Origin of the sequence: Pseudomonas sp. BCRC 81390, from assembly GCF_030341915.1 — a bacterium.
In the GTDB taxonomy this organism is placed as follows: Bacteria; Pseudomonadota; Gammaproteobacteria; order Pseudomonadales; family Pseudomonadaceae; genus Aquipseudomonas.
Window position 1 is genome coordinate 84,255 of the sequence record NZ_JATAAG010000083.1, and the last position, 13,802, is coordinate 98,056.

The following is a 13,802-nucleotide window of genomic DNA, read 5'->3' on the forward strand; positions in this document are numbered from 1 at the left end:
GAGCGAGGCGGGGGATGATCGAAGTATCAAGGTTCTGGCGCGATCCGGCGTTGCCCTTCGTCGAAGCCCGACGGGTAGGGGACGGGCGCCAGGTGTGCTATGCCGCGCATTCCCACGAGAGCTTTTCCCTCGGGGTGATCACCGGAGGGCGCAGTACCTACCGGAACGGCGACCGGCACATCGAGGTGGAGGCCGGTACCACGGTGCTGATGAACCCAGGCGTGGTGCACGCCTGCAATCCCATTGCAGGGGAACCGTGGTCGTACCTGATGCTGTTCGTCGATTTGCCCTGGCTGCACGCACAGGGTTTTACCTTGCCGGCCCAGGCCTGGAGCCGCTCGCCAGCGCTGTACCGACGGCTGTTGCAGCTGTTCGCCGACCTTTTCGACGCCAGCCTGGCAGACCGGGAACACCGTCTGGCGACGCTGTTTGCCGCGTTGCCGTCGCTGCTCGAGGCTGGTAGCGCCGACGTGCACGACGCAGCTAACCCGCGGCTGGACACCGCGGCAGCCTTCATACGGGCCCATCGCTGCGACCCGCTGAGCCTGGAAGACATCTGTGCAGCCTGCGGCCTGTCACGCTCGTACCTGATCCGGGCGTTCCGCCAGCGCTTCGGCCTGACACCGCACGGCTACTTGCTCGACCAGCGCGTGCAACTGGCCAGGGCGCAGTTGCGCCAAGGGCGGGCGATTGCCGAGGTTGCGCAGGAGGCCGGGTTTGCCGACCAGGCGCACCTGCAGCGGGCCTTCAAGCAGCACCTGGCGACGACCCCCGGGCATTACCGCAAGGCTGCCGCTTGCTGACCTTGCATGAGCAGATAGACCGCGCTGGCCAGCAGCAACACCGCCAGGCCCCGATTCAGCAGGCGCAGGTGCCGAGGGTCTCCCAGGTACTGCCGAATCACGCTGCCAGCCCATGCCCAGCTGGCTACCGAGAGGAAACAGATCGGTCCGTAGATCCAGGCAAACAGCCACAGCAACTGTTGCTCATCGCCGGTGTAGGCGCCGACGCCGGCCACTGCTGCCAGCCAGGCTTTGGGGTTGAGCCATTGCATCGCTGCACCGTGCCACGCCGAAGGCGCCCGCAGCAGGTGGGTGCTGCCCAGTTGCCCGTCGTCGCTGGCCAGCTTCCACGCCATGTACAGCAGAAACGCCACACCGCCCCAGTGCAACAGCAGGCCCAGCAGCGGCCAGCGCAACAGCAATTGGTGCACACCCAGGCCGACCAGTACCAGCAGCAGGCAGAAGCCCAGCGTGGCGCCGGCTACATGCGCCAGGCTGGCGCGCAGGCCATGGCGGGCGCCGCTGCCCAGCGCGACGATGTTGACCGGGCCAGGGGAAATCGAAGCTGCCAGTACGAAGGCGGCCATGGACAGGGACAGGCTCATGTGGAGCTCCGTTTGCTAGGGGGAGGCTGTTATCCTCGGCTATCGACAGGCGTTGATATTGAAGAAAAGTACCCAGTGCCCAGTGCGTTCGCGCCGGCGAGCTTGTTACAGGTTTTGTAATAGTTTTCCGTTATCGAGGTGACTGGTTCAGGCTGTACGATCCTGTTCCCTACTTGCAATCAAGGTCTATATGAGCACCTTTGCGGAGCCCCCCAGTTTCCGGCCTGCACGGCCTCCCTTCCCCCGTCCTCGTGACGCTGCCCACATGAGTATCCGCTAATGGAATGGCTAGCCGACCCCACGGCCTGGCTGGGCCTGTTGACGCTTATCGTCCTCGAGCTGGTGCTGGGTATCGACAACCTGGTGTTCATTGCCATCCTCGCCGACAAGCTGCCACCGCATCAGCGCGACCGCGCGCGGGTGATCGGCCTGAGCCTGGCGCTGATCATGCGCCTGGGCCTGTTGGCCAGCATTTCCTGGATGGTCACCTTGACCGCGCCGTTGTTCGAGGTGTTCGACAGGAGCTTCTCCGGCCGTGACCTGATCATGCTGTTCGGCGGTGTGTTCCTGCTGTTCAAGGCCACCATGGAGCTGCATGAACGGCTGGAAGGCCATGTGGCCCAGGCCAGCGGCGCGGTACGGCATGCCGCGTTCTGGCCGATCGTGGCGCAGATCGTGGTGCTCGACGCGGTGTTTTCGCTGGACGCGGTGATCACCGCTGTGGGCATGGTCGAACAGCTGTCGGTGATGATGATCGCGGTGGTCTTCTCGATCGGCATCATGATTGTCGCCAGCAAACCGCTGACCCGCTTCGTCAACGCCCACCCCACGGTGATCATGCTGTGCCTGGGCTTCCTGATGATGATCGGTTTCAGCCTGACCGCCGAAGGTCTGGGCTTCCACATTCCAAAAGGCTACCTGTACGCGGCGATCGGCTTCTCCATCCTGATCGAGCTGTTCAACCAGCTGGCCCGTGCCCGCCGCAAGCGCAGCCTGCAGCAGCATCGGCCGCTGCGCGAGCGTACTGCGCATGCCGTGCTGCGCCTGCTGGGTGGCCGCCGGGTCGAGGCTGACGAGGTGGGTGAGGAGATCGCCGATCTGGTCGACGGCAGTGGGGAACAGGTCGTGTTCGACCGCCGCGAGCGGGTGATGATCAGCGGCGTGCTGAACCTGGCCGAGCGGCCGATCCGCACGGTGATGACCGCCCGCGCCGAAGTCGCTGTGATCGACCTGGCGCAGCCGGCCGACGCCATTGCCCAGGCCCTGGCCAACTCGCCGTACTCGCGCCTGCCGTTGATCCGTGATGGCCGGGTGGACGAGCCGCTGGGCTTCGTGCACAAGAAGGAACTGCTCAAGGAGCTGCTGTCGGGCAAGCAGCCGGACCTGGAAGGCATGGCACGGGCACCGTTGAACCTGCTGGAGAGCTTCAGCATTCTCAACGCGCTGGAACAGATGCGTGGCCAGTCCACGCACATTGCCTTCGTGGTCAACGAGTTCGGTGATTTTGCCGGCCTGCTGACCATGACCGATATCCTCGAGTCGATTGCCGGTGAACTGCCCGATGCCAGCGAGGTTGAAGGGCCGGGCATCGTCGAGGACGGTGCGGGCTTCGTGGTCAGCGGTGCAGTGAACCTGAGCCAGGTGCAGGCGCGCACCGGTTTCAGCGCCCGCGCCACCGAGGACTACCAGACCCTCGCGGGCCTGGTGATGAGCCTGCTTGACCGCTTGCCGGTGGTTGGCGATCGCCTGGCCTGGAATGGCTGGACGCTGACCGTGGAGGCGGTGGAAGAACGGCGCGTGCGCCAGGTCCGGCTTACACCGAACGGCGACGTTGACGCAGCAGGTGCCTGATACCTTCAAGGACCAGCACCAGCACCGCGGCCCAGATTGGCAGGTAGGTCAACCATTGGTCCGGGCCGATGGTTTCACCGAGCAGCAAAGCCACGCCTACCAGGAGCACCGGTTCGACATAGCTGAGCAGGCCGAACAGGCTGAAGGGCAACAAGCGGCTGGCCAGCACGTAGGCAATCAGCGCCGAGGCGCTGATTGCACCAAGGACCGGGATCAATGCATATAAGCCGGGGTGGGCCTGCAAGTCGGCTGTGGACAGCGGGCCCTGGATAACGAAATACAACGCCCAGGGCAACAGCAGGGACATGTCGCACCACAGGCCGCCCAGGTGGTCGGTACGGCAGCGCCGGCGCAAGACGAAGTAGATCGGGTAGCCGATCGTGACCACCAGGGTTTCCCAGGCAAAACTGCCATGCTGGAACAGTTCGTGCCCCACGCCCAGCGCGGCACAGGCCACCGCTACCTTTTGCAGGCGCGACAGCCGCTCGCCATACACCAGTCGCCCGGTCAGGACCATGGCCAATGGCAGCAGGAAATAGCCCATCGACACTTCCAGGCTGCGCCCATGCAGGGGCGCCCAGAGAAACAGCCACAGTTGCACGCCCATGAGCCACGAGGTGCCTAGCATGCCCAGCGCCAGCAGCGGCGTGCGCTTTACCCGGGCAAGCAGTTCACCGACCCGCTTCCAGTCTTTCGAGACAAGCATGAACAGGGTCAGGCAGGGCAGGGTCAACAGGGTGCGCCAGCCGAAGATCTCTTCGCCATCGAGTGGCGACAGCAATGAGGTATAGAAGTACATCACGGCGAACAGACAGGACGCCATGACCGACGAGAAAATGCCTTTTGACACGAATGCCTCGAATTGGAGTTGAGCGACTGGATCAGCCGCGCATGATCTCAGGGGGCGCAGCTTGCGGCAACCGCGATGCGCTCGCATGGGCAGCCAGCGCTTCGAGGAACGCGGCCGCCGGCATGGGCCTGGCGTACAGGTAGCCCTGCTGGTAGTCCACCTGGTGACGGGCCAGGTAGTCGCGCTGGGCTTCGGTTTCCACGCCCTCGGCGACGATGCCCAGGCCCAGCTTGGCCGACAGCTCGACGATGGTGTCGAGGATATGCACCGACAGCGCGTCACCACCGATCATGGCGACGAAGCTCTGGTCGATCTTCAGGTAGTCGACCTTGAACTGGCGCAGGTAATTGAGGCTGGACTGGCCGGTACCGAAGTCGTCAAGGGCAATTTTCACCCCCATGGCGTCCAGCTTTTCGAACAGTTCCAGCGTCACAGGAGTGGCCTCGATCAGCTTGCGCTCGGTCAGCTCCAGGGTCAGCACCACCCGGCCAGGCGGGAAATGCTGGAGGAAGGTACGACAGTCGTCCAGCAGGCTGAAGTCGCGACAATGGTCGGCGGTGATGTTGATGCCGATATGAAAGCCGTCGTCCAGCAGCCCGGCATAGGGCGCCAGGCTCTGCGCAGTGTGGGTCATCAGGGCGCGGGTCATGGCGACGATCTGCCCGCTGTGTTCGGCATAAGGGATGAACAGGTCGGGTCTCACCAGGCCTTCCTGGGGGTGGTTCCAGCGCATCAGCACTTCGGCGCCGGCCCAACGGTAGTCATCCTTGCGTACCACCGGCTGGAAATACGGCAGGAATTCGTCGGCCTCCAAGGCACGGCGCAGTTCGGCACGGGGCGAGGTGATCCGGCGTATCTGCCAGCGGCACACCAGCGCAGAAACCGCACCCAGCACCAGCAGCAAGCCGAACAGGGCGGGGTAGTGGCTGCGCCAGAGCTGGCCTTGCCTGTCACTGCCATAGCCACCCTGCACGCTGAACGGGTAGCGTGTCGAGCCAAACTGCACATTGGCCTTGGCCGCGGCAGGTGGCTGGCCCTGGCGTACGATGCCATCCTTGCCCAGCCAGGCATTGCCCACGCGAAGCTGCAGCACTTCGTCAGGGCCAATCAGGCGCAGCGCCGTGAGCAGGTGCTCACCGTCCACCGTGCTGATCGCGCCTTGGTCCCCCTTGCTGACGCGGTAGACCAGCAGCGGGTGGCCCGGGGTGACCGAGTTGCCATCCATCAGCCATAACTTGCCGTCGGCGTAGTCGCCGGCGTTGACCGGCTCGTCGAAGTCGCCGAACAGCGAGGAACAATACAGGGTGTTGTCCCTGACCAGGTTGGTCGAGCGAACAAAGGCGTTGCGCGTGACCTCGGCGCGCAATCTGAGCTTGACCTGCTGGCATGGGCTGCCGGCAAGCGGCAGCAGGGCATCGGCAGCGCTGGCCAGGTTGTCGAGAATACGTTCGACATGCGCCACCACCAGATGGGTGGTGGCTTGGCTGCTGGCCTGCATTTCGCGTTCGATCTGCCAGTTCATCACGGCCAGGCCGCCTATCACCGGCAGCGCGCCGACGACCCAGGGCAGCAGGGTGCGCCAGGTAAGGCCGGCGCGGCGTTTGGCGGTAAGGGGCATACTGACTGATCTGCAGGAACAATAACGAGAGGATAGCCGTTTGTCGGCACCCGCGAGTAACTAAAACGCGACAAACGTTTTTACGCCCTGTAGAATCGATTTACGAATACAACAATAAGGTCCTTCAATGCCGAAGGATCAAGCCCGCCGAGAATGGGTCCATATGACATATCATGGGTTCAAGCTGATCATAGGTGACTTCCTCGCCCGCAGCGTGCGTGGAATTCCCTGCTCACCGCCATTTCTGTTCGACATCCCGCGCAACCTATAAATTTTCGCTGCAGATGAGGACACGAACATGGCTGATATCTTCGACAATCCAATGGGCCTGATGGGCTTCGAATTCATTGAACTGGCTTCGCCGACGCCTGGCGTACTCGAGCCGGTATTCCAGATGCTCGGCTTCACCAAGGTGGCTACCCACCGCTCCAAGGATGTGCACCTGTATCGCCAGGGTGGCATCAACCTGATCCTGAACAACGAACCCAAGAGCATCGCCTCGTACTTCGCCGCCGAGCATGGCCCTTCGGTGTGTGGCATGGCGTTCCGCGTGCGCAACGCCCATGAGGCCTATGCCCGTGCGCTGGAGCTGGGCGCCCAGCCGGTGGAAATCGAAACCGGGCCGATGGAGCTGCGCCTCCCGGCCATCAAGGGTATCGGTGGTGCACCGTTGTACCTGATCGACCGCTTCGAAGAGGGCAGCTCGATCTACGATATCGACTTCAAGTTCATCGAAGGTGTGGACCGTAACCCGGTGGGTGCCGGCCTGCAGATCATCGATCACCTCACGCACAACGTCTATCGCGGGCGCATGGCGTACTGGGCCGGCTTCTACGAAAAACTGTTCAACTTCCGTGAAATCCGTTACTTCGATATCAAGGGCGAATACACCGGGCTGACCTCCAAGGCCATGACCGCACCGGATGGCATGATCCGCATCCCGCTCAATGAAGAGTCTTCGAAGGGCGCCGGGCAGATCGAGGAGTTCCTGATGCAGTTCAACGGCGAGGGCATCCAGCACGTGGCGTTCCTGACCGACGACCTGCTCAAGACCTGGGATGCCCTGAAAGGCCTTGGCATGCGCTTCATGACTGCACCGCCGCAGACTTATTACGAAATGCTCGAAGAGCGTCTGCCAGGCCATGGCGAGCCAGTCGATGAGCTGCAAGCACGGGGCATCTTGCTTGATGGTGCTTCGCAACCTGAAGACAAACGGCTGCTATTGCAGATCTTCTCGGAAACACTGCTCGGCCCTGTGTTCTTCGAGTTCATCCAGCGCAAGGGCGATGATGGCTTTGGTGAGGGCAACTTCAAGGCGCTGTTCGAATCCATCGAGCGTGACCAGGTACGCCGTGGTGTACTGACTACCGACTGATAGCCCGAGGGAACCGCCGTCATGAATCGATGGCGGCGGTGTTACCCTTTGTCTTGCGCGTTCTGGCCAGGCCCAGGTATGTAAAGAACATGCTGGCGACCCCGACCAGTACCAGCGAGGGGAGTACCTGATGCAGGGAAAGGCGAAACTCCTGCGCTGCATAGCCTTTGGCGTAGCCACCGATCACCATGTAGCCATATTTTTCCGATACTGCTCGCTGGTTGTATTCGGCTTGCGAAGGGCGTTGTGCGTCGCGGCTATCCCCGTCGCTCCAGATGTATTTGTCGTCGAATTCCAGCAACAAGGTCAGGCCGTCCTGGAACCCGCGAAGTTCGTCGCGTAGCAAGCGACCGTAGGCTGTTGCGACGACACCGGGATCGCTGTGCGGTTTCTGGAGCTTGATGATTGCCGCGTTGGGCGACGAAGGGACGTCGAATGCCAGCTTCACCTGCTGTCCGGACTCGGAAAAAGCGGAGAGGTACTCCAAGGGGTCCATGTCCGTCGCACAATACGCTTGTTTCCCACGGGTCAGCGCCAATGAGCGAAGGTGTGGGCCGCTGGCGACGCTCTGGTCCAACGCATCCAGCACTTCGGCGCAGGGCTTGCCGGCCAGCGGCAGGATTGTCTCCAGGCTGGACTCCATGCGGCCCAGCGCCTGGTCGATGCTGAAAACTGCCTCCTGAACGGAAACCTGGGCATTCTCTTCAAGTTTCCTTTCCAGTTGATAATCCATCATCAGCAACCCGGATAGCACGGGTATGACGCCGATGGCCAGAATCAGCAACAGTTTCCGCCAATTGATAGTTTGAATCATGATAGTTGCCATAGGCGTGCCGCTCCGTTGACCTTTGTTGTTCGGGGTAAACAGGTCAGCAGTGATCCTATGTGCTTGATGACACTTCGGCTGTAGGCGACAAGTGTTGCGTCTTTACAGAAAAGTCGAAGCTCGTTGTCAGCTTCACCTCTGCTTCAATTTCGCCAATACCTGCTCGGCCAGCAGGGCGGTGGAGGCCGGGTTCTGCCCGGTTATCAGCCGATCGTCGGCGACCACGTAGGGCATCCATGGGTCCTCATGCTTGCTGTAGTGGCCGCCACGGGCAACCAGCTCGTTCTCCGTCAGAAACGGGACCACGTTGTCCAGCTCGGCGAGCTTCTCCTCGGTGTTGGAAAAGCCCGTCACCTTGCGCTCCTTCAGTAACAGTCGGTGGTCGCTGAGCTTGACGTTCAGCAGGCCGACAACACCGTGGCAGACTGCAGCAACAATCCCGCTGTTCTCATATATCTGGCGCGCCAGCCCCTGCAGCGGCTGGTTATCGGCAAAGTCGTACATTACTCCATGGCCGCCGGTGTAGTAGATGACGCTGTACTCGGTGGCCTTCACCTGGCCAGGGCTCAAGGTGTTACCCAGGCGGGTCATGAAGCGTTTGTCGTCATACCACTGCCAGTCCAGGTCAGGGGCCATTTGCAGGCTGTGCGGGTCGATGGGCACGTATCCACCCAGGGGGCTCACATAATCGACCGTGTAGCCAGCCTTTTCGACCTGTTCGACAAAGTGCACGGCTTCCCCCAGCCACAATCCGGTTGGCCGCTTGAGGGTCGGATACTTGGCCGTATTGGTCAGCACCACCAGCATTTTCTTGCTCATGACCACGCTCCCATTGGCAACCTGAATGGGCCGTTGCTCCCTGGCCCGGGAAAAACCTAATGAGCATAGCTGTCCGCTGCTGGTGCGTCATAGCGCCTGGTGTGCGTTGTGCTAACTTGAACAGCACTCATGGGCGAGCCCGCCGCGGGCGGTGATGCCGATGATCAGCCTTGAGCACAGCGGGGGTGAGGATAATTGGTCGCAAACGGTACGCCGCACGAGCCTGCGTCGCAGGCGGCTCTGCAACCACCTGCTGCACCGCCGGCCGAAACGATGGCCGAACGGATTGCGCAGTTCGACTGGGGGCGGACTTCGCTCGGGCCTTGGCCGCGCTGGCCGGCATCGCTGCGTATCGCGGTCGACATGATGCACCTGTCTCCATTCCCATGTGCTGTGGTCTGGGGGGCCGATCTCAGCGTGGTGCACAATGATGCCTACCGGGCGTTGCGACCGGTTGCTCCGGACGCGTTGGGCATGGCCTTCGATACATTATGGAGTGATGTCTGGCCACTCATGGGGCCGTGGGTGTTCAAGGCGCTGGAGGGGCGCTCGAGTTTTGTCGAGGACCCACCGCTGTGTATCGCCTGCGGCGCAGATGCCCAGCCGTTCTGGTGCGCGTTCGGGTATGCCCCGTTGCACGATGAACTGGGCAGCGTTGCCGGGCTGCTGCACACCGTGATCGAGACCAGCGCCGACCTCGACGCCCACAATCATTGGCGCGAACAGGCACGTAGTTTCGAATTGCAGATCGAACGGCATATGGCTGAGCGCGAGCAGTTCTGGCAATTGTCGCGTGACGCGATGATGACCGTTACCCCCGAACTGAGGATGTGTGCCGCCAACCCCGCCTGGTACCGCATCCTGGGCTGGACGGAAGAGCAGGTACGCGATGCCCTGGTGCTGGACCTGGTTCATCCGGCCGACCGTGCTGAAGTACAGGTGGCCGTCAGCGGGTTCCTGCAGTTCCACAATACCGAGCAGATCGAGACCCGCCTGCGTCACCGCGATGGCCATTACCACTGGTTTCGCTGGAGCGCGCGTTTCGATGGCAGCCTGCTGACCGCGGTTGGTCGCGACATCACCGAAGACCGTGAGGAAGCCGCTCGTCAATCCGAAGCATTGATGCGCAACCATCAACGCCTGGAGGTGGTGGGGCAGTTGGCCGGCGGCATGGGCCACGAAATGAACAATTTGCTGTCCGGTATTGGCGGTAGCCTCGAACTGTTGCAGCGCCGCTTTCAGGAAGGGCGCCTGGAACGGGTCGAGGCCTATCTGGAAGTAGCGCGCGACTCGGTGCAGCGCGCCATGGAGCTGACCCATCGCCTGCTGGCGTTTTCACGCCACCAGCCCCTGGCCCCGAAGGTGCTGGATTTCAACCGGCAGCTGCGCTTGAGTGAGCCTTTGCTGCTCAGGGCATTGGGCGCAGAGATGTGTCTGCACTGGCAGCTGGATGTTACACCGTGGGCGGTATGTCTGGACGTGGTCCAGCTCGAGAATGCCTTGATCAACCTTTGCACCAATGCGCGCGAAGCCTGCCTTGAGCGGGGCAATGTCACGTTACGCAGCGTCAATAAGCGGCTGACGACCTGGTTCCCGGATGAGCGGGGCTTACCGCCAGGCGACTATGTAGCCTTGCAGGTCGAGGATGATGGCCACGGCATGGCAGCAGCAGACATTGCCAGGGCGTTTGAACCTTTCTTCACCCGCAAACCCATCGGGCGTGGGTCCGGGCTTGGCTTGTCAATGGTGTATGGCTTCGTCGGCCAGTCGGGGGGCTACGCCTGGATCGAATCGGCACCGAACCAGGGCACCCGGGTTTCCATGCTTTTTCCAAGGTGCCATGAGCCGCTGCCCGAGGCGCCGCGGGTGATCCAGCGCGCGCAGCGCATGGCATGCGGCGAGCGTCTGCTGCTGGTCGATGATGAGCTGGGTTTGCGTGCGGTCATGCGCGAGTACCTGGCTGAACGTGGCTTCGACGTCACTGAGGCGGGCGACGCCAATAGCGCGCTGGAGCGCTTCCGCCATGACGGCCCGTTCGACCTGGTAATCACCGACATCGGCCTGCCGGGTGGTTTCAGCGGCCGACAAGTGGCCAAGGCCATGCGCATGCAGCTTCCGCAGCAGAGAATTCTGTTCATCACCGGTTACGCCGACCAGCGGATCGAGGAGCAGTTGCTCGAACAGCCAGGCACGGCATTGATGAACAAACCGTTTCCGCTGGTTGACCTTGCGGACGAGGCACTTCGCCTGCTCGACGAGTGAACGGCTCAGGGCCTGCCCAGAATCTGCGTCACCAGGGCCTGCAGTTGCTGCAGTTCGAACGGCTTGCCCAGCAGGTGCATGCCCGCGGCCAGGAAGCCGTCGCGGACCATGGCCGTTTCCGCGTAGCCGGTAATGAACAGAACCGGCAAGCGCGGGCGCAGGCTGCGGGCAATCTCGGCCAGTTGCCGGCCGTTCATGCCGGGCAGGCCGACATCCGTGAGCAGCAGGTCGACGGGCTGGTTCGAGCGCAGTACCTTCAGCCCGTCATTGGCATCGGCGCCACTGTGGCAGGCAAAGCCCTCTTCGCGCAGGGCCTGGCACAGCAACTGGCGTACATCCGGATCGTCCTCGACCACCAGCACGTGATGGCCCCGGCCACCCTGCACGGCTAATATCGGCTCCTGCGATGGCTGGGCCTGGCCCAGGTGGCGCGGCAGGTACAGCTCCACCTGGGTCCCTTGGCCGATCTGGCTATGCAGGGTGACATGGCCGCGGGACTGCTTGCTGAAACCGTACACCATCGACAGGCCGAGGCCGATGCCCTGGCCGATGGCCTTGGTACTGAAGAACGGCTCGAAAGCGTGCTCCAGCGTGCTTTGCGCCATGCCTTGGCCGTCATCGATGATACGCAGGCGAACATAGTCACCGGAACACAGGGCGCCGTCGGTGACATGCCCGGCACCGATAGCCTGGTTGGTCGCCTCGATGCGCAAATGGCCACCACTGGGCATGGCTTCGCAGGCATTCAGCAGCAAGTTGTCGAGCGCCTCCTGTAATTGCTGGCCATCGGCCTCTACTGGCCACAGCCCCTCGGTAAGGTCCACCTGCACGTGCACGGCCGGCTTCACGCAGGCCACCAGGCGCTTCGCCTGGAGCAACTGGTGCAGGTCGATGCACTGGCTGTGCAACGATTGTCGGGAAGAGAAGGCCAGCAGGCGGTGGGTCAGCCGGGCGGCGCGTGACACCGCTTCGCGGCCCATGCGCAGCATGGTGTCCAGGCCGTCACTACGGCCCTGCTGCAGGCGCCGATCAATCAGCTCGAAACTGCCGCCGATACTGGTGAGCAGGTTGTTGAAATCATGTGCGACCCCACCGGCGAGTTGGCCAATGGCCTCCATTTTACGCGCCTGGTAGCGGGCGAACTCGCTGCGCTCCTGCGCCTCGCCAGGCGGTACGCCCTGCGCTTGCAGGCGTAGCTGCAGATCCAGCAGCTGATCGCGTACCAGATACTGTCGGCGTCGGTTGCGCAGCGCGGACTGGGCCATCTGCAGCAGTTGGGCATTTTCGAACGGTACCGCCAGCCACATCAGATTGCCCAGTGGCGTGTGACCTGAAGCCGTAACGCGGCGATTACCCTGGGCAAGCAGCACGATAGGCAGGTCCGACCAGCCGGGTTGCTGGTCGAGGAACGCCTGCAACAAGGGGCTCGGACCTGCGTCGAATACCTGCTCGGCAATGATCGCGAGGCCTGCGCCCTCCGCCAGACAAGCCTGTAGCCGGGTCAGGTCGGGCGCGCACAGGCTGTCGATGCCGGCGCAAGCGAGCAGCCGAGCGATATCTGCGGCTAACGGCGAGGGCGCGAGGATCAAGGCACGTTCTTCCAGCGCCGACGAACTGACCAAAACGATTCCCCCCAAGGGTGGTCCGATACCCACTGGACCTTGGAGACGACCGCGGGGTTCAACCGAATTACAGCGTTGCCTACAGGCCTTGTTGCAACACCGGGTCGTCCGGGTTCTGCTGCTCCAGCTCCGCCAACAGCACCTGCACGTTCTGCAACTGACCGGTCTCTTTCCAGTACTGGATCAGCAACACCCGCGCCCGGCGATTGGCCGGTTGCCGATTGAGCACGGTTTCCAGCTGCTTTTGCGCGGCGTCGACCTGTTCCAGCTCATGCAGGGTGACCGCCAGGGTGTAGCGGTAGTCGGTGTTGTCCGGGTCCAGCTCGACAGCGCGGGACAAGGCCAGCAGCGCGTATTCGCGCTGTTCATGACGGTTCAGCCAGAGGCCTAGTTCGTACTGCAGGAAGGCCGAGTCGGGACTCAATGCCAGGGCCTTGGCCAGTACCTGCCGCGAGGCATCATGATGGCCCTGGCGTTCCAGCAGGCGTACCTGGGTGGCCAAGGCATCGAGGTTGCCGGGGGCTATCGCCAAGGCACGCTGCAGAGCGGCGGCGGCTTGGTCGTAGTCGTTTTCATGGAGGTACAGGCGCGCCAGGTGGACCTGGGCGTCAGTGTCCCCGGGTTGTTGCTCCAAGGCCTGTTGATACTGTTCGAGGGCTGCCTGCAGCGGGCCGAAATACAGGCCGATGGCGTCCGGGTCGAGACCCAGCAGGGCGTCCACGGCGGCAAAGCGCACGCTTTGCTCCTGGTCATCCAGCAGCGGGCCAAGCACCAGGCTGCGCTGCGCCGCCGGCAGCAGGCGGCGGATGCTGGCGATGGCCGCCCGACGTACAAGCGGGTCGCCATGCTCGAGGTCCTGGCGGGCGAGTTTCAACGCCTGCGGTGAAGGGTAATTGGGCAATTCGGCGTACAGGGCGGCACGCCGAACCGGAGGCAGGTCGTTGCGTTGCAGTTGCTGGTACAACACCCGCGCAGCGCCGGGCTGGCCTTCGTGGGCCTGGCGCAAGGCCTTGGCGTAGCTGTGCGCAGGCAAGGTTGGCGGCGGCGGCTGGTCGTCGCGCCACAGGTAGCCGAACAGGGCCGACACCACGATCAACAGCAGCAGGGCGATCAGGTAGCGGTTGCGTCTGGGCATCGGACGATCCGTGGCGGCGGGAAGGCAAAGCTTGGGGCAGGTGGGGGGTAAATGCAA

At 62.8% G+C, this 13,802-nt stretch carries 11 protein-coding genes; 4 read left to right on the top strand and 7 right to left on the bottom strand.

The features are described 5' to 3' along the window. Positions 1–14: 14 nt before the first annotated feature. Positions 15–803 (top strand): AraC family transcriptional regulator, encoded by a 789-nt coding sequence (locus tag QSV36_RS23545; protein ID WP_289135020.1) that lies wholly within the window; start codon positions 15–17, stop codon positions 801–803. Here QSV36_RS23545 and QSV36_RS23550 read toward each other — a convergent pair. Further along, positions 779–1,387: a LysE family translocator gene (locus QSV36_RS23550; protein WP_289135022.1), complete on the bottom strand. Its 609-nt coding sequence runs from the start codon at positions 1,385–1,387 to the stop codon at positions 779–781. The two genes, QSV36_RS23545 and QSV36_RS23550, sit on opposite strands and share 25 nt — an antisense overlap. A gap of 279 nt (positions 1,388–1,666) precedes the next feature. Here QSV36_RS23550 and QSV36_RS23555 point away from each other — a divergent pair, with 279 nt between their 5' ends. Then, a complete protein-coding gene (locus QSV36_RS23555) occupies positions 1,667–3,238 on the top strand; it encodes a TerC family protein (RefSeq protein ID WP_289135025.1) in 1,572 nt (523 codons plus the stop codon). Here the strand turns inward: QSV36_RS23555 and rarD are convergent. Together rarD and QSV36_RS23565 are read right to left on the bottom strand one after the other, a co-directional pair. Continuing rightward, positions 3,201–4,088 (bottom strand): EamA family transporter RarD, encoded by an 888-nt coding sequence (gene rarD, locus QSV36_RS23560; RefSeq protein WP_289135027.1) that lies wholly within the window; start codon positions 4,086–4,088, stop codon positions 3,201–3,203. The genes QSV36_RS23555 and rarD overlap by 38 nt on opposite strands. A gap of 31 nt (positions 4,089–4,119) precedes the next feature. Then, positions 4,120–5,706 carry an EAL domain-containing protein gene (locus QSV36_RS23565; protein ID WP_289135030.1) on the bottom strand — a complete coding sequence of 529 codons (1,587 nt, stop codon included), beginning with the start codon at positions 5,704–5,706 and terminating at the stop codon, positions 4,120–4,122. 298 nt (positions 5,707–6,004) lie between these two features. On the opposite strand from QSV36_RS23565, the gene hppD reads away from it, so the two are divergent. Next, complete coding sequence (hppD, locus tag QSV36_RS23570) at positions 6,005–7,081, top strand: 4-hydroxyphenylpyruvate dioxygenase (protein ID WP_289135033.1); 1,077 nt, start codon at positions 6,005–6,007, stop codon at positions 7,079–7,081. 19 nt (positions 7,082–7,100) lie between these two features. On the opposite strand, the gene QSV36_RS23575 is transcribed toward hppD, so the two are convergent. After that, complete coding sequence (locus tag QSV36_RS23575) at positions 7,101–7,907, bottom strand: CSS-motif domain-containing protein (protein WP_289135035.1); 807 nt, start codon at positions 7,905–7,907, stop codon at positions 7,101–7,103. A gap of 132 nt (positions 7,908–8,039) precedes the next feature. Next, a complete protein-coding gene (locus QSV36_RS23580) occupies positions 8,040–8,726 on the bottom strand; it encodes a type 1 glutamine amidotransferase domain-containing protein (protein ID WP_289135038.1) in 687 nt (228 codons plus the stop codon). Positions 8,727–8,921: 195 nt separating this feature from the next. Between QSV36_RS23580 and QSV36_RS23585 the strand changes: the two genes are divergently transcribed. Further along, positions 8,922–10,988: an ATP-binding protein gene (locus QSV36_RS23585; RefSeq protein WP_353853265.1), complete on the top strand. Its 2,067-nt coding sequence runs from the start codon at positions 8,922–8,924 to the stop codon at positions 10,986–10,988. A 5-nt stretch (positions 10,989–10,993) separates the two neighbouring features. On the opposite strand, the gene QSV36_RS23590 is transcribed toward QSV36_RS23585, so the two are convergent. Together QSV36_RS23590 and QSV36_RS23595 are read right to left on the bottom strand one after the other, a co-directional pair. Further along, positions 10,994–12,610, bottom strand: a complete 1,617-nt coding sequence (locus QSV36_RS23590) for a response regulator (RefSeq protein ID WP_289135737.1) — start codon at positions 12,608–12,610, stop codon at positions 10,994–10,996. A 79-nt stretch (positions 12,611–12,689) separates the two neighbouring features. Beyond that, positions 12,690–13,745 carry a tetratricopeptide repeat protein gene (locus tag QSV36_RS23595; protein WP_289135045.1) on the bottom strand — a complete coding sequence of 352 codons (1,056 nt, stop codon included), beginning with the start codon at positions 13,743–13,745 and terminating at the stop codon, positions 12,690–12,692. Positions 13,746–13,802 lie beyond the last annotated feature (57 nt).